We start from the raw sequence: 16,348 nt of genomic DNA on the forward strand, positions 1-16,348 counted from the left end.
CGTCAGTCCCGCGGCGGCGCAGACGCTCGACGCCGTGCGCGAACGCGGCTTTCTCATTTGCGGCGCCACCAATCCACTCCCCGGATTTGCCCAAATTGATGCCGATGGCCGCTGGTCCGGCTTTGACGTTGATCTGTGCCGGGCTATCGCCGCTGCGGTGTTTGGTGATCCCAATCGCATTGAGTTTCACTCCCTGCGCGGGGAGACCCGGTTCGCGCATCTGCAGACCGAAGCCGTCGATGTGTTGACCCGCAATGGACCCTGGACGGCGAGGCGCGACACGCTATACGGCGCCCGCTATGTCGGTACGGCCTTCTTTGATGGCCAGGCATTCCTGGTGCCACAGGCGCGCGGACTGGTGTCGGCATTCGAACTGGACGATGTCCGCATCTGCGTGATTGATGGCGGCGATGATCTCGAACGCATTGAGGAATTCTTCTTCGCCAACCAGGCCACGTACGTTGAAGTTCCCTATGAGGACATTGACGATCTGGCGGTCGCTTACAAGACAGGTTTGTGCGATGCGGTGTCGGCCTCAGGCCGCCAGCTCCAGGCCATCCGCCGGGGGCTGCCTGATCCGAATGCCCATCGCATTCTGCCTGAGCGGATTTCCAAGGAATTGCTGGGGCCAGTCGTGCGCGCTGGCGACACCCAGTGGTTCAACATCATCAAATGGACGCTGTTGGCGCTGATCAATGCCGAGGAAGTGGGCATTACATCGCCGAACACCGAATCTCTGACGGCCTCGCACACGCCTGCCATCCGCCGCATTCTTGGTGTCGAAGGCGATTTCGGCACCGCTTTGGGGCTCAAGCCCACTTTTATGGCGGACGTCATTCGGGCTGTCGGTAATTACGCCGAACTCTATGATCGTCACTTCGGTCCGCAAACCGGCGCGGCACTGTTGCGCGGCCAGAATTCGCTGTGGAGCAATGGCGGCTTGCTCTACGCGCCGCCAGTGCGCTGAGCTAACGGCGCCTAATCGGCAAACAGCAGATTGACGCGGCGGTTCTGCTTGCCCTTGTTTTCGATTTTGCCGAGCTTGACCGGGCCGATTTCGCTGGTTGAACGGACATGGGTGCCGCCGCAGGGTTGCAGGTCAACATCGCCGATCCGGATCAGTCGCACGCGGCCCTGGCCCATTGGCGGCTTCACATTCATGGTCTTGATCAGATCGGGATTGGCGAGCATTTCTGCGTCGGTGATCCACTCCTGGCTGACAGGGTGGTCCGCAGCGATCATCGCATTGAGCCTGGCTTCGAGCGCCGCCAGATCGGCGGGGAGCTCTGGCATGGCGAAGTCGAGCCGCCCCTTGTCGTAGCCGATCGCCCCGCCGGTCACCGGAAAGTCAAATACCACCGACAACAGGTGCAGTGCCGTGTGCATCCGCATCAAGCGGTACCGTTGCTCCCAGTCGAGCTTTGCCGTCACCACTTCGCCAACCACTGGCAGAGCCCCGGTGTCAGCGGGCACATGCACGATGGCTGTCTTGTCGCCCTCGGGATGGATTGCGGTGGCGATGGTCAATTCGGACCCGTCAGCGCGCATCAAGCTGCCACGATCGCCGGGCTGTCCGCCAGAGGCGGCGTAGAAGATCGTCTGATCCAGCACAATGCCGCCTTCTGGGGTAATGGCGGTGACAATTGCCTGCACCGATTGCAGATAGCTGTCGTCGCGAAACAGGAAACTGGTCATTTCGGCCTCTTACAATACGGGGGACAGCAGCCGGGCTGCCTGGGTCATAAAGCGCATCACCCAGGATCGCGACCTTACCTCCTCCAGGCTCACTTTCCGGCAGCTCTCGAAATCCTTGACCAGCATGGCTTCGACTTCCGAGATTGTCTGGGGATCGGTGAACCAGATGGTGATCTCGAAATTGATGGCAAACGAGCGGTTGTCGAAATTGACACTGCCAACGGTGGCGATCTGATCGTCCATCAGCAACACCTTCTGGTGCAGGAAACCAGCCTGGTAGCGCTGAATGGTGATGCCGTGCTCTATCATCGCGTCAGCATGAGCAATGCTGGCCAACCACACCAGTTTGTGGTCGGGCTCATTGGGTAGCATTATCTGCACGTCCACGCCGCGCAGTTTGGCCGCGAACAGCGCCGTTCGGATATCGGTATCCGGCACGAAATACGGGCTGACGATCCAGAGTCGGTGACGCGCGCGACCGATGATATCGGTAAAGGCAATGGCGCATTCTTCCAGCCGATCGGCCGGGCCGGTTCCCATCACCAGCACGGGCTGCTCACCCGGCGTTGCGACACTGGCCGGAGGGTTCGAGGGTAATACCTCGCCCGTGGCCCATTCCCAGTCCTCGCGGAACAGCAGCGCACAGGCCAGCGCTGCCGGACCTGAGACGCGCACATGGGTGTCGCGCCAGCGCCCGAATTTGGGATCCTGACCAAGATATTCCACGCCGACATTGTGGCCACCCACCCAGGCATGCTCGCCATCCGCCACTACAATCTTGCGGTGATTGCGATAATTGATCCGAGTCGGCCCGTAGAGCCGCAGGAATTTATGGCGCTGGTTGAACCCGGCAACATTGATCCCGGCCGCGCGCAACTGTGACCGGAACCGTCGGGGCATGCCGGTGCTGCCGATATCGTCATAGAGCAGGTAGACCTTGACCCCGGCATTGGCACGCTCGATCAGCCGTTCCGCCAGTTCCTTGCCCAAGGCATCGTCGCGCACAATGTAGAACTGCACGAGCAAATAGCTCTTGGCTGCGGCGATACCGGCAAAAATGGAATCGAAGGTGGCGTGCCCGTCCACCAGCAGTTCGACCTCATTGCCACTGAGAAACGGCACTTCGGACACTTTGCTCTGCACGGGCCAGAGGTCGCTCGTGGCATGATCGATCAGTGCCAAATCCTTGGCGCGTAAAGGGCGCGCCGCACGGCCGTTGCGGATTCGATCGGTGGCATAGTCGTCAAAGGCTTTCCAGCCGACAATCAGGTAGAGCAGCGTCGTCGGAAATGGCAGCAGCGCCAGCGCCAAGATCCATGCGATTGACCCCTGTGAGGTGCGCGAGATCATGATTTCGCGCACGGCGCAGACAAAGGCCAGCACATATATCGCCGCCATAATGGCGGCCACAATATGCAGATCGGCGACTATTGCCCGCAGAACGTCGTCAAAGCCGACCAAGAGGTTCACCCAGATTCGTGGACGAGCACTCTAGCAGGCTCGTTCAGGTGAACAATGGCGGCCCTCGCCATATGACCGGGGCTAAGCCGGGTCTGCCGCCATCACGCTGGAGATGTCGATCGGCGTGCGCCCTTCCATCCATTTGGGCACCGGCAGGTTTCTGCCGCGCAAGAATTGGGGATTGAAGATCTTGCTGGCATAGCGGTTTCCGTAGTCGCACAGGATGGTGACGATGGTCTTGCCTGGACCAAGATCGCGCGCCATGCGCACCGCACCGGCGATGTTGATCGCGCTTGAACCGCCCAGGCACAGCCCTTCATGCTCAAGCAGATCAAAGATATAGGGCAGGGCCTCGGCATCGGAAATCTGGTAGGGGTTGTCGATGGTCAGCCCCTCCAAATTCGCCGTGATGCGGCCCTGACCAATGCCCTCGGTGATTGAGTCGCCGGCCGATTTCAGCTCGCCATGGGCATAGTAATTGTACAGCGCCGCGCCTTCAGGATCAGCCAGACCAATCTTGATGTCGTCGCGACGCGCGCGCAGGGCCTCAGCGACCCCAGCCAGCGTGCCGCCGGTGCCGACCGCACAAATGAAGCCATCAATGCGGCCACTGGTCTGCTGCCAGATCTCGGGACCAGTGGTCTCCACATGGGCGCGACGATTGGCAATGTTGTCGAACTGATTGGCCCAGATTGCACCCTCGGGCAACTCCGCATCGAGCTTCTCTGCCAACCGTTGAGAGACCTTGATGTAGTTGTTTGGGTGCTTGTAGGGCTTGGCCGGCACTTCGATCAGTTCGGCGCCATACAGACGCAGTGCGTCCTTTTTTTCCTGGCTCTGTGTGTCAGGGATCACGATCACCGATTTGAAACCCAGCGAATTGGCCACCAGGGTCAGGCCGATGCCGGTATTGCCGGCCGTGCCTTCGACAATCGTGCCGCCGGGCTTAAGCCGGCCCGACTGTACCGCATCGTGAATGATGAACAACGCCGCACGATCCTTGACCGATTGTCCCGGATTGAGGAACTCGGCCTTGCCCCAGATCTCGCAGCCCGTGAGGGTGGAAATGCGGTTGAGACGGATCATCGGCGTGTTGCCGATCGCGGAGATAAGGTCGTTGTGCTTGGCCATGGCGCAATCTGCTGGTCTGACAAACCCTGACCGTAGGGCCGTACCACCAGAGCCGCAAGCCATAACGGGCTGTTCAGGCAGAGCTTTCCGCCCCGCCGCCCGCTGGCGCAACGCCAATGCGCGAGGCGCTCTTTGGCGCAAGATCATTCCGCTGCAGGGCCGCTGCCGCCTCCAGCGCCCGCACCCGCGAGGCCTTCAAGTCGACAATGGGTGCAGGGTAGGTTACCCCGAGCCGCACGCCGGCCGCAGCCAGCGCCTGCTGTGGCGCCTCCCAGGGATTGTGCAGCCATTGATCCGGCAGCGCCGCCAACTCGGGCACCCAGCGCCGCACATAGCCGCCCGCGGCATCAAAGCGGCTGCCTTGGGTGACCGGATTGAAAATCCGGAAATAGGGCGCCGCATCCAGTCCGCTACCGGCCACCCACTGCCAACTCGCCGGATTGCTGGCTCGATCACTGTCGACGAGGCAATCCCAGAACCATTGTTCGCCCCGCCGCCAGTCAATCAGCAAATTCTTGGTCAGTAGCGATGCCACCAGCATGCGCACGCGATTGTGCATGGAGCCGGTCTCCCACAATTCCCGCATACCGGCGTCGATGATCGGCAGTCCAGTCATGCCGCTGGTCCAGGCGGCGAATTCGTCGTCGGCCTCGCGCCAGGCCATGTTGCCATATTTGGGCTGCATCGGTTCGGTGGCGATATCGCGGCGGTGATAGAGCTGATGATAGCTGAAATCGCGCCAGGCCAGTTCGGAGAGGAATTTGCCGATCCCCGCCGCCTTTTCCGGCACCATCTGCGCTGCCATGGTGGCGGTGTGCCAGATCTGGCGGGGGCTGATTTCGCCAAACCGCAAATGCGGCGACAGGCCCGAACTCGCATCGCTGTCCGGAAAGTCCCGACCTTGAGGATAGCTCGTGACCCTGTGGTCGAGAAAGTCGGCCAGCGTTCGTTGTGCCGCTACCTCGCCAAAATACCAGTGCCCGCCCAGCTTTGTCGCCCAGCGCGGCTCGTGATAGTCGGTATCCACCGGCTGTGGCTGGCGCGGCAGGCGGGCAGAAGGCTGTTGCAGCGGCAGGGCTATGGCCCGCTGTCTGAGCGATTTCCAGAAGGGCGTGAACACCGAATAGGGCTGGCCTTGCCCGGTCGCGATGTCGCACGGCTCGATCAGCACATTGGCGCCGAACGACTGTGTCGCTACGCCCTGGTTGATGAGCCAGGTCTTGATTGCAGCATCGACCAGCACCTCGCCCGGGGCATAGCGCCGATTCCAGAAAACTGCCGCAACGGTGTTGTCACGCACGAGATCGGCAATGATGCCACCCGGTTCGCCTGCGCGCACCGTCAGTTCAACGCCAAGCGCCGCCAGGTCGCGTTCGAGCGTTTGAAGGCTGTGGTGCAGCCACCAGCGCGCGGCAGCCCCTGGGGGGCGCACACCGTGCGCCGTCTCGTGAACATAAAGGGCAATGACCCGGGTTCCCGCGCGCATGGCAGCGCTGAGCGCCGGGTTGTCAGTCAGCCGCAAATCGTTGCGCAGCCAGGCAATTGTTGTCGAAGTCATGAGAGCTCTCCGCGTCTGTTACGCGCGGCGCAGCCCTCTGGTTCAGTCTATTCGATGACTTCGGCCAGGTGTTCCAGGGCAGAGTTCCATGCTTCGATGGAAAAGATGCGCGATTCCGGATCGGCATGGGCCAGCCCGCGCTCGATCAGCGTGATCCGCGTCTGCTCGTCACCAATGGCCTCGAAAGCAATGTCGAGAACGAAGATCAGATCATCCTCGTCATCGTCCTCGTCCTTGTGCACCCAGCTCATCACCAGCTTTTCGTTTTCCACGAAGGCCAGGATTTCCCCGCTTACCGTGTGGTCTTCAGGATCATCATCATCGCCAAAGGTGGTGAACTTGTATTCACCGCCCTCGAAGGCATCGAGTTCGGCCTCATCGGCCTGCCACTGTTCAATCAGCGCCGGATCGGTCCAGGCCTTGAACACATCGTCGATATTGGCGTCGATGGTGCGGGTCAGTTTGATCTGGCTTTCGCCGTCCAAGTCCATGCCATTGCTCACTTGAGCACCTCATTGTTGGCGTTCGATTCCCAGGTGGAGTCAGACCCGACTGAAAGCCAATGCCTGCTGAACGCCCATGCTGTGAAGATATATCTGATCTGCGGTGATACCGTCGAGCACTGCCGCGCCAGGCGCGTGGTTGCAGCGATCTGACATGGTGGGGATTGTGCTCGATATCGAGCGAGGAACGAATGGCTCCGCGGGTAGGATTCGAACCTACGACCAATCGGTTAACAGCCGATTGCTCTACCACTGAGCTACCGCGGAACACCTTCGTTGACCTTCTTGCGAAGGCGAGGTCCATGTACCGAACTTGGCATGCTTTGCCAAGCCCCAATTGCCACCGGTGTGAATAAGTTGGGCACCGCGCTTCATCGCATGGTGCGGCGCTGCAGGGCGACCAGATCGGCCAGGGTGTTGATATTGGCAAAGGGATTTGTGTCGTGGTCATCGGCCCAGTCCACGCGCTGCAAATCCAGGCTGCGCTGCAGGGCCTTCAGGCTGGCCGGGGCGTCGGGCCTCGCCAGGGCTGCGGGCAGGTTCTGCAATGCCTCGATCCGCCACAGCGCATTGGGTGGATAAAAGTCCTCTCCCCAGGCCGCATAGACGCCCGGCGCATTACCCAGACCAGCGATCATGCGGGGGACGAAATCAACGGGCAGGTAAGGTGTATCGACCGCCACCGACACCAGTAGACCGGTGCTGATCCCTGATTCTACCAATCGCGCCACCGCCGCCGCCAGCCCGGCGAGCGGACCGACCATTGGCGAATCGCGGTCCGGTACAGCGTCACAGCCAGCGGGCAGGGCGATCCGCTGGCCCGGCGGGCCGCTGGCCACCAGGATGGGGCGGGCGACATCGCCGAGCACGGCCAGCACCCGGTCGAGCTGGCGCAGCCCGCCAACCCGCAGATCGGCCTTGCGCACGCCGCCCAGTCGCGCGCCCCCACCGCCGGCGATGATAACGGCACGGGGCAGGCTCATGCGCTGGTGGTCCCTGCCAGTGGTTTGACGCCAAGGCGCAGCACGATCAGCATGACGATGCCACCGACCAATCCCCAGAATGGCGCCCCCACGCCAATTATGGTGATGCCCGATGCGGTGACGACAAAGGTAAAAATTGCGGGCAGACGCATTTCCTCTTGCACGAGAGCGCCAGCCAGTGCCGCCGCAAGGCTCGACAGCAGCGCCAGACCGGCCACCGCCTGGATCAGCAGGGGTGGTGAGGCGGCAATGAATGCGGCCGCCAGGCTGGCTGCCGGGGCCAGCAACAGATAGACCACGCCCGCCGAGATCGGCGCGGGCCAGCGCTTGTCTTTGTCCGGATGGGCTTCGGGGCCGGCGCAGATTGCTGCAGTGATCGCTGCCAGATTGCTGGTCTGGCCGCCAAACAATGCGGTTACCGCGCTGGCAATGCCGGTCATGACAAAGAGCGGCGCGGGCGCCAGCACAAAACCATTGGCCTGCATCACCGCCAGCCCCGGCAGGTTTTGCGAGGCCATGGTGACGATGTAGAGTGGCAGCCCGATGCGCACGATGGCGTCGACGGTAAATACCGGCATTACTGGCACCAGGGCAGGCCAACTGCCATTCAGCGCCCCGACCGGCAGATTGGTCGTCAGCGCCAGCAGGATCCCGGTTACCAGCACAGCGATCGGTACTGCATAGCGCCTGGCAAAGCGCAGCCCAACCACCCAGGCCAACAGGATCGGCAGGGCCAGTAGCGGCATTTCTGCCACCGCCGTTATGGGCGCCAGACACAGGGTCAATAGCATGCCGGCCAGCATGGCATTGGCGATTGGCGCTGGAATGGCGGCCATCAACCGCGCCAGGGGTCTGATCAGCCCGGTTAGCATGATCATGAGCGCCGCCACCAGAAAAGCGCCCGACACAGCCGCGAACCCGCCCAATGGCTCGCCCACGGTCAGCAGGAACGCCATGCCCGGCGTCGTCCAGGCAAAGCTTACCGGCACCCGGATTTGGGCGCTGACCACAATGTTGAGAATGCCGATGGCGATACAAACGCTCATCAGCCCGGAGCCGGCCTGCTGCGGCGAAGCACCCGAGGCCGTCAGCGCCGCCAGTACCAGCGTAAACGTGCTGGCATAGCCGACAATGGCCGCCAGGCCCCCCGCCATGATGGGTTGGAAATACTCGCGCCGGCCAATCTGCGACCGCTGCAATGTCTGGCTCACGCGATTCTCCATCTGATTGACGTTACCCTAAGGGACGTCAACCAATGTCGGGAAGTCCAAACCGCGCCAAACGGTCCATCTTCGCGCGATGCCAAAAAGCCATCTGATCGTCAGAGCCCGAGGCGATCCTTGAGCGCGTACCACCATGAGCCCAGCGTCGAATATTGAGCCCGGAACATCCGGCCGCCGGGGAAGGGGATCCAGGGCAGCTTGGCGAAGGTATCAAAGCGCGTCAGGTCGCCCCGCACCGCCTCAGCCAGAATCCGGCCGAACAGATGCGAGCCGGTAACGCCGTGGCCGCTATAGCCGTGCGCAAAATACACCTTATCGCCCAACCGGCCCAATTGCGGCACGCGCGAGAACGACAATGCGAAATTGCCGCTCCAGGCGTAATCAATTTTGACGTCGGCCAATTGCGGGAACACCTTATCTATGTTGGGCCGCAGCTTGGCGATCACATCGGCTGGATCGGTGCCGCCATAGACGACGCCGCCGCCAAAGATCAGGCGATGGTCGGCGCTGAGCCGGAAATAGTCGAGGATATAGCGCACGTCTTCCACGCACATGCCGGTTGGAAGCAGCGCTTCGGCCCGTTCCTTGCCAAGGGGTGCGGTGGCTACCATCTGGGTGGAGACCGGCATCACGCGGGCTGTCAGTTCGGGCACAACATTGCCGAGATAGGCATTGCCACACACCAGCACGGCATTGGCTGTCACTGTGCCATGCGCTGTCCGCACCGTCGCCTGGTTAGCCGCCTGATCGACCTTGATGACCGGCGAATTCTCGTAAATGACCCCGCCCAGGCCTTCGAACGCCTTGGCTTCGCCCAGTGCGAGGTTGAGCGGATGCATGTGACCACCCGAATGGTCGATCATCCCGCCTTCATAGACTGTGCTGCCGATGTGACGGCGGACGGCCGCCTTGTCGAGCATTTCGTGGTCGTCCATGCCGTATTTGCGCCACAGCGTCTGCTTGGCCTCCAACTCCCGCAAGTGCTGGGGCGTGTAGGCGGCATAGATATTGCCGCGCCGCAGATCGCAGTCGATGCCGTAGCGCTCGACCCAGTCATAGATGATGCCGGCACCCTCCTGCACCATGCCGCCGACAAACTGCGCGGTCTGTTCGCCATAGCGTCTGCCAATGGTATCCAGGCTGGCATTGAGGCCGTTGACGACCTGGCCACCATTGCGGCCCGAAGCACCCCAACCGATGCTGGCACCTTCAACCACGACGACCTTGAAGCCCTGTTCGGCCAGATGCAGCGCTGCCGACAGGCCCGAATAACCCGCCCCCACCACGCAGATGTCGGCTTTTATCTCGCCCTTCAACGTCACCGGCTGGCGGATAATGGCGCGCGAGGCTGCGTAATAGCTCGGCGGGTAGCTGCCATCGCCAGCATAAGTCGGTGTCGCCATCACACGATCTCCAGATAGGCGCTGAATTCAAGATCGGTCACCTGGGAAGCAAACCCGGCGATCTCCTGGCGCTTGCAGGCTACAAACATCGAATGCAGGGTGGGATCAAAAATGCGCGGGATCATATCGCGATCTTCAAACGCGTTGACCGCCGACGCCCAGTCGGCGGGCAATTTGGGCAGACGTTCCGAATAGGCGCGGCCCTTGAAGGGCTTGGGCGGTTTGACTTCGTCTTCAATGCCCACCAGTGCCGCGCCCAGAATGCCGGCCAGTACCAGATAGGGATTGGCATCAGCGCCGGCGACGCGGTGCTCGATGCGGCGTGCCTTGGGATTGCCGCCGGGGATGCGCACCGCCGTGGTGCGGTTCTCATAGCCCCACGAGACCGCGCTGGGCGCATGGGTGTCGGGCCGCAGGCGACGGTAGGAATTGAAATGGGGCGCAAACAGCAGGGTTGATTCCGCCATGCCAGCCAGCAGTCCGCCAACCGCGTGCAGCATCACCTCGGACCCCGTCTCGGTGCCGTCGTCGAACACATTGTTGCCTGCGGCGTCGTTGAGGCTGAAATGCACGTGGAAGCCATTGCCCGACCGGCCGCCATAGGGCTTAGCCATGAAGGTAGCGACCAGCTTGTGCTTGCGCGCCACGCCTTTGACAATGCGTTTGAACAGCACCGCATCATCGGCCGCCTTCAGCGCGTCGGCGCTGTGCAGCAGATTGATTTCGAACTGGCCAATGCCGTTTTCAGCTACGGCCGTATCGGCGGGCACATTCTGTTGCTCGCATTGCAGGTAGACGTCGCGGAAGAACTCGCCAAAATCTTCCAGTTCGTCCAGCGACAGGATGGCATCGGAATCCAGCCGCTTGCCGGTGTAGGGAGAGATCGGCGGCCGGGCCGAATCAGCTTCCGGATCAACCAGATAGAACTCCAGTTCGGTGGCCACAACCGGCGTCAGACCCTGCTCGGCAAAGCGCCGCAACACATGGGCCAGTGCCTGCCGCGGATCGCCCAGGAACGGGGTCTGTGCCTCCTGAAACAGCCAGAGCGGGATCATGGCACTGGGCCGGGTCGTCCAGTTGATCGGCAGCGCGCCGCGACCAGTCGGGCTGCAGATGCCGTCGGTATCCCCGCCGGTATAGACCATTGGATTGCCAACGATATCTTCGCCCCAGACATCCACCCCCACGATTGAAAGCGGCATGCGAATGCCATTGTCGGCAATGCGGCGCGCCTGATCGATGGGAATGCGCTTGCCACGCATGATGCCATTGAGATCAACGACTGCTGTGTGCAGTACTTCCACCTGGGGGTTCTGGTCCAGCCACGCGACGATGTCGGTGCCTTCGTTCAAATCGTTGCTCATGCCTGTCCGACGGGTTTTTTGTATATCATGGCGTTAGCCTTATCAGGTGAAAGCCAGTTTAGGGAGGCCTTGGACCGCACTGCATGGCAGGCAGCCATGGATCCTGCACCTGGTGCCTGACCGAAGCAGAGGGGTGATGGCGCGGCGCCCTTGTCCATGGGGGTGATTGCGTTCGACTCTCAGGGTGGGCGATCGGGTGCGTCGGTGTCAGCGGGCGACGCTTTTGCTGCGCTGGCCCGAGAACGCTGGGAAATCAATGACTTCTTGATCCTGATCAAAGTGACCGGAGCATTTCAACGCCATGGTGCCTTTGCAAACCGAAGGAGGCAGCATGTCGAACACCCCTCACACACTGAGCGAGGAATTTCCTGATCAACTGGACGCCATTTCTGCGCTGAAGATCAAAGATCCAGCTTTTGCCAAGCTGCTCATCGAATATGACGACGTCAACGACAAGGTGCATCGCGCCGAGAGCCGGCTGGATGCTGTGACCGAAGACGCCGAAGGCATGTTGCGTAAACAGCGACTGGCGATCAAAGACGCAATAGCCGCGGCCCTCAGCAAGGCTGAATAGGCGCCGGTCGAGGGTGGCGTGGCATTCAATGCTGCCCTCAATGCCGTCCCATTTTCCTCGTTGCCTACGTCCGCCAGCCCCCCGCCGCCCTGCGCTTTCACGTCAGGCGTCTTGCCCTATTCGGCGGGAGCATGTTCGACCTCGTCAGGTCCCCGGGGCAGGAAGCGACGGGTGAAGGCGCTGAAGCTGTCGATATAGGTCAGCAGCACCGGCACCACCACGAGCGTCAGCGCAGTGGAACTGATCAGGCCGCCGATAACGGCGTGCGCCATGGGCGCGTTCTGTCCGCTGCCTTCATGCAGGTTGAGCGCCAAGGGCAACATGCCGAAGACCATTGCCAGCGTGGTCATGATGATCGGCCGGAACCGCGTGGAGCCCGCTTCGACCAGCGCTTCATAGAGGTTCGCACCCTCTTTGACGTGCTGGTTGGCGTTGTCGACGAGCAGGATGGCATTCTTAACCACCAGCCCCATCAACATGATGAACCCAATGGCGGAGAACATGTTGAGGGTCGAGCCACCCACCAGCAACCCCACCATCACCCCGATCAGCGCCAGGGGCAGCGAGCCCATGATGGCGATGGGTTGGAGGAAGCTGCCGAACTGGCTGGCCAGAACCAGATAGATAAAGATCACCGCCAGTAGCAGGGCCGAGCCCACGGCGCCCATGGTTTCGCCAATCTGTTCAACGTCGCCGCCGAACGAGCTGCTGTAGCCAGTGGGGAAATCGAGTTTATCGACAGCCGCCTGCAATTGCGGTGTCACCGTGCCCAGTTCGACGCCTTGCAGATAGGCGTCTATGGTCACGCCACGCTGCAAATCCTGGCGGTTGATGGTGGCCGGCCCGGTGCTCTCGACCACCTCGGCGACCTGGCTGAGTGTGATCATCTGGCTCGACCCGGTGGCGCCCGACTGGGCGATCGGCAAGTTGCCGATGGCATCGACATCGTCGCGCAGCTCGGGGGGTAGGCGAACAACGACCGAATAGACCTGTCCGTTCTGCGCCGTCCAGTCAGCGACGTCCTCACCGCTGATCAGCGGCCCCAGCGTCGAGGCGATCTGGTTCATCGAGATACCGAGATTGTTGGCGAGATCGCGATTGATGCGAATGCCGATGACGGCCTGGGCGGCGTCCACGCTCGAGGTGATGTTGATCAGCCCGGGAATGTCGGCCAGATCACGTTCAAGTTGGTCCGATAGTCGGCTGAGAACGCTGAATGAATCGCCATAGAGAGTGATGGACACCGGTGCCGCGCTACCGCCGAGGCCCGAAGCGGCCGAGACCTGGAAATCGGCGCCGGGCACTGCCGCCAGCGCATGACGGATGCGCGGCATGATTTCCTCGGGCGTGATATCGCGTTGATCCTTGGCCACCAGCGTTACCGTCATCGTGCCGCTATTGGCGCCGGAAGACGCCAGGCCGCCGCCCACGGTGGAATAGGTGGTCTCGACTTCCGGGAAGGTTCTGATCACCGTCTCGGCCTGCCGAAGTTTGGCAGCCGTTGCGTCCTGGGAGGTGCCCGAGGGCGTTTCCACCGAAACGGTGAAAATACCCGTGTCGGTGACCGGGACAAATTCGACGCCGACGCGGGGGAATAGCAGGAATGCGCCGACAAAGGACAGCAAGGCGATCAGCAATACGGTTTTGCGGAACTTCAACGCCCAGCGAATGAGGGAGCGGTACCCGCTGGTGATCCACGCGAACAGCCGGTCGAACTGCTGTACGGCCTTGCCGAGCGGCCCACGCCTGGCGTTGGGTTGGGAGGCGGGATCGTACCAAACGCTCGACATCATCGGGTCGAGCGTAAAGGCGACAAACAGCGAAATCATCACCGCGACCGAAACCGTCACACCAAACTGGAGGAAGAACTTCCCCATGATGCCGTCCATGAAGGCGACCGGGAGAAACACTGCAACAATCGACAAGGTCGTCGCCATCACGGCGAGGCCGATCTCGTTGGTGCCGTCCAATGCGGCCTGCCGGTGGGACTTGCCCATATGCAGGTGTCGGGTGATGTTTTCGCGCACGACGATGGCGTCGTCGATCAGGATGCCGACAGCCAGAGAGAGTGCGAGCAGCGTCATCATGTTGAGGCTGTAACCGAGCACACTGAGCGCCACCATCGTGCCGATAATCGAAATCGGCAGCGTCAGGCCGGTAATAATGGTCGATCGCCACGAATTGAGAAACAGGAACACGATGGCGACGGCGAGCAGTGCGCCTTCAATCAGCATGTTCTGGACGGCGTGGAACGAGTCTTCCACCGGCTGGGCATTGTCCACCACGACCTGAATCTTAACCGCGCCTTCGGGCAGTTCATTGGCCATGAGGTCGGCAATTGTGGCGTGAATCTGCTGGGCAACGCCCACGGTATTGGCACCCTGGGTCTTGAGAACATCAATCGCAATGGCGCGCTCGCCATTGAGAATCGCCAGGCTCGACGCATCGCCAGTGCCATCGACGATGGTCGCCACATCGCGCACGGTGACTGGCTGGCCACCCTGATTGCCGACGGTTACGTCATAAAAATCGTCTTCGTTATCGAGCCGACCCAGGACCTGGATCGACTGCACAATGCTGTCCTGGGTAATCGAGCCTGCAGACAGATCGCGGTTGGCGGCCCGTAGCGCCTGAATCACGGCATCAGGACTGATATTGAAGGCGGTCAGCCGATCAGGATCGATCTGGATATTAAGCTGGCGCGGTACTCCGCCCACAACGCTGGCGCTGCCAACCCCATCAATGTTGGAAATTCGCGTTGCGATGACATCCTTGGTGAGTGCCGTCAGGTCGCGATCGGACAGGGTCGTGGAACTCACAGCCAGCGAGAGTACCGGCAAGGCGCTGGGGTCAAAACGCAGTACCCGCGGATCGCCGGCCCCCTCGGGCAGCGTCGCCTTGATCGGATCGAGCTTGTCGCGAACGTCCTGCGCCTTCTGTTGGGAGTCGGAATCGAGATTGAAGATCATCAGCACCATGGCCTGGCCGGCCTGGGCGGTGGATTGCACGCTATCAAGGCCGGCAATGGTGTTCACCGCATCTTCGATCGGCCTGACGATGTCGGCTTCGACAGCCTCAGGGGAGGCGCCGGGATAGCTGACGACGACAGCCACCACGGGAAAATCGATGTCGGGCAATTGTTCGATCGGCAATCGTTGGTAGGCGTAGACCCCGAACACCATGATCGCCACCATGATCATGGTGGCAAAGACGGGGTGATTGACGCTGATGCGGGTAAGGAACATGGGTCAGCCTTCGATCAACGTATAGGTATCGCCGGCGACCAGTTCATCAAGCGGTGCCGAGACGATCACGTCACCAGCGGCAATACCGGTAACCTCGACCAGGTGACCGCGATCCCATTTCTGGACTGTCTCCACGCCCTGCCGAACCAGTGTGCCATCGACCAGCTTGAGGACGAACGTCCCGTCAGCGTCCTCGCGCAAGGCAGCGGCGGCAACGGCATGCGCCTGGCTTTTTTCGGCGACGGTGATCTGCCCGGTGGCAAACATGCCGCCGCGCAGACTGCCGGATTCATTGTCGAGCTCGATATAGATCGGCACAGCCCGGGTACCGCTGACGGCAACGGGGTTGACCCGGGTGACTGTGCCAGCAAATTCCTGCCCATCAAGGCCACTTACCGTGACGGAGACGGGTTGCCCCGGCGCGACCAGGGCGCTTGAATTGACCGAGGCGGCGGCGTCGAACTGCATCTCGTCAAGATTGACGATCGTGAACAGGGGTGTGCCCGAGGCGATGGTTTGCCCGGGCTCGACCGAGCGCGCAGAAACGATGCCGTCCAGCGGTGCCTTGACGGTGGCATTGCTGAGCGCAAGCTTGGCCGACTCAACGGCGATGTCGAGTGCCTTGAGATTGGCCTCCAGTGCTGCATTGGCGGATCGGGCCTGGTCCAGCGTCGATGGGCTGGCCAAACCCTGGCTCGCCAATTGCTCGGTCCGCTCAAGCTGCTGCTGCGATGAAGCCAATTGGGCACGCGTGGCCTGTGCCGTTGCCTGCTGCTGACTGAGCTGCAATTCCAGCGTGGCCCGATCGATCTGGGCAAGGACATCGCCGGCAGAGACCGGATCTCCCGGACGCTTGAGCACAGCGATAACCCGCCCGGATGCCTGCGAGGCCACTTCGGACTGCCTGCCCGGAACAAGCGTACCGGTGACCTTGACGGTCTGCTGGAGCGTCGTCGTCTCGATGGTTGCGGTTTCTGATTGCCTGATTTGCTTGGCGACCGGTGCCGTGTCGCCTGTTTCGGGGGCGGATGGCGCGGGCGGGCGGAGAAAGATGAAGCCCACGATACCCAGAACGACCATTGCCAGAATGATCCAGGGCAGGATGCGGCGCTTGGGCTTCAGGCCCTGGGCCACGCGCTCGGCGTTGGACTTCTCACGCTTGCTTTGCGCCCACAGAGGCTTTTCGTGCGCTTCACTCATATCTGGTT

At 61.6% G+C, this 16,348-nt stretch carries 13 protein-coding genes and 1 tRNA gene; 2 read left to right on the forward strand and 12 right to left on the reverse strand.

The genetic code is table 11. The annotated features are described in order from the left end of the window. A partial coding sequence (locus tag Q8O80_RS10750) for an amino acid ABC transporter substrate-binding protein (protein ID WP_305579469.1) occupies positions 1-967 on the forward strand: 967 nt, incomplete at its 5' end. A gap of 11 nt (positions 968-978) precedes the next feature. Here Q8O80_RS10750 and Q8O80_RS10755 read toward each other — a convergent pair. From Q8O80_RS10755 to Q8O80_RS10800, 10 genes are all read right to left on the reverse strand, one after another. Next, entirely contained in the window at positions 979-1,695 is a 717-nt protein-coding gene (locus Q8O80_RS10755; protein ID WP_305579470.1) for an alanyl-tRNA editing protein, read from the reverse strand. Positions 1,696-1,704: 9 nt separating this feature from the next. Further along, a complete protein-coding gene (cls, locus tag Q8O80_RS10760) occupies positions 1,705-3,165 on the reverse strand; it encodes a cardiolipin synthase (RefSeq protein ID WP_305579471.1) in 1,461 nt (486 codons plus the stop codon). A gap of 72 nt (positions 3,166-3,237) precedes the next feature. Then, positions 3,238-4,287 carry a cysteine synthase A gene (locus Q8O80_RS10765; protein WP_305579472.1) on the reverse strand — a complete coding sequence of 350 codons (1,050 nt, stop codon included), beginning with the start codon at positions 4,285-4,287 and terminating at the stop codon, positions 3,238-3,240. A 73-nt stretch (positions 4,288-4,360) separates the two neighbouring features. Then, positions 4,361-5,845: a deoxyribodipyrimidine photo-lyase gene (locus tag Q8O80_RS10770; RefSeq protein ID WP_305579473.1), complete on the reverse strand. Its 1,485-nt coding sequence runs from the start codon at positions 5,843-5,845 to the stop codon at positions 4,361-4,363. A 47-nt stretch (positions 5,846-5,892) separates the two neighbouring features. After that, positions 5,893-6,336 (reverse strand): SRPBCC domain-containing protein, encoded by a 444-nt coding sequence (locus Q8O80_RS10775; protein ID WP_305579474.1) that lies wholly within the window; start codon positions 6,334-6,336, stop codon positions 5,893-5,895. Positions 6,337-6,540: 204 nt separating this feature from the next. Next, positions 6,541-6,615 (reverse strand) — tRNA-Asn (locus Q8O80_RS10780). Between the two features lie 104 nt (positions 6,616-6,719). Next, positions 6,720-7,331, reverse strand: a complete 612-nt coding sequence (locus Q8O80_RS10785; protein WP_305579475.1) for a molybdenum cofactor guanylyltransferase — start codon at positions 7,329-7,331, stop codon at positions 6,720-6,722. Next, positions 7,328-8,542, reverse strand: a complete 1,215-nt coding sequence (locus Q8O80_RS10790; RefSeq protein ID WP_305579476.1) for a benzoate/H(+) symporter BenE family transporter — start codon at positions 8,540-8,542, stop codon at positions 7,328-7,330. The genes Q8O80_RS10785 and Q8O80_RS10790 overlap by 4 nt, the downstream gene beginning before the upstream one ends. A gap of 110 nt (positions 8,543-8,652) precedes the next feature. Then, entirely contained in the window at positions 8,653-9,957 is a 1,305-nt protein-coding gene (locus tag Q8O80_RS10795; protein WP_305579477.1) for an FAD-binding oxidoreductase, read from the reverse strand. Beyond that, positions 9,957-11,321, reverse strand: a complete 1,365-nt coding sequence (locus tag Q8O80_RS10800; protein ID WP_305579478.1) for a glutamine synthetase family protein — start codon at positions 11,319-11,321, stop codon at positions 9,957-9,959. The genes Q8O80_RS10795 and Q8O80_RS10800 overlap by 1 nt, the downstream gene beginning before the upstream one ends. Before the next feature lie 331 nt (positions 11,322-11,652). Here Q8O80_RS10800 and Q8O80_RS10805 point away from each other — a divergent pair, with 331 nt between their 5' ends. Beyond that, positions 11,653-11,895 carry a YdcH family protein gene (locus Q8O80_RS10805; RefSeq protein WP_305579481.1) on the forward strand — a complete coding sequence of 81 codons (243 nt, stop codon included), beginning with the start codon at positions 11,653-11,655 and terminating at the stop codon, positions 11,893-11,895. 116 nt (positions 11,896-12,011) lie between these two features. On the opposite strand, the gene Q8O80_RS10810 is transcribed toward Q8O80_RS10805, so the two are convergent. Then, the gene (locus tag Q8O80_RS10810) at positions 12,012-15,140 is read right to left on the reverse strand and encodes an efflux RND transporter permease subunit (protein ID WP_305579479.1); all 3,129 of its coding nucleotides are present in this window, start codon (positions 15,138-15,140) and stop codon (positions 12,012-12,014) included. A 3-nt stretch (positions 15,141-15,143) separates the two neighbouring features. After that, positions 15,144-16,348 (reverse strand): efflux RND transporter periplasmic adaptor subunit (locus Q8O80_RS10815; protein ID WP_305579480.1); only part of this gene is annotated, 1,205 nt, incomplete at its 5' end.

The organism is Devosia sp. (assembly GCF_030689745.1).
Lineage (GTDB): Bacteria > Pseudomonadota > Alphaproteobacteria > Rhizobiales > Devosiaceae > Devosia > Devosia alba.

What these genes read in the sequence shown, in the direction of transcription:
- Q8O80_RS10755 (WP_305579470.1), bottom strand. Translation starts at nt 1,695, where the DNA reads ATGACCAGTTTCCTGTTTCGCGACGACAGCTATCTGCAATCGGTGCAG.
- Q8O80_RS10765 (WP_305579472.1), bottom strand. Translation starts at nt 4,287, where the DNA reads ATGGCCAAGCACAACGACCTTATCTCCGCGATCGGCAACACGCCGATG.
- Q8O80_RS10770 (WP_305579473.1), bottom strand. Translation starts at nt 5,845, where the DNA reads ATGACTTCGACAACAATTGCCTGGCTGCGCAACGATTTGCGGCTGACT.
- Q8O80_RS10775 (WP_305579474.1), bottom strand. Translation starts at nt 6,336, where the DNA reads ATGGACTTGGACGGCGAAAGCCAGATCAAACTGACCCGCACCATCGAC.
- Q8O80_RS10785 (WP_305579475.1), bottom strand. Translation starts at nt 7,331, where the DNA reads ATGAGCCTGCCCCGTGCCGTTATCATCGCCGGCGGTGGGGGCGCGCGA.
- Q8O80_RS10795 (WP_305579477.1), bottom strand. Translation starts at nt 9,957, where the DNA reads ATGGCGACACCGACTTATGCTGGCGATGGCAGCTACCCGCCGAGCTAT.
- Q8O80_RS10800 (WP_305579478.1), bottom strand. Translation starts at nt 11,321, where the DNA reads ATGAGCAACGATTTGAACGAAGGCACCGACATCGTCGCGTGGCTGGAC.
- Q8O80_RS10805 (WP_305579481.1), top strand. Translation starts at nt 11,653, where the DNA reads ATGTCGAACACCCCTCACACACTGAGCGAGGAATTTCCTGATCAACTG.
- Q8O80_RS10810 (WP_305579479.1), bottom strand. Translation starts at nt 15,140, where the DNA reads ATGTTCCTTACCCGCATCAGCGTCAATCACCCCGTCTTTGCCACCATG.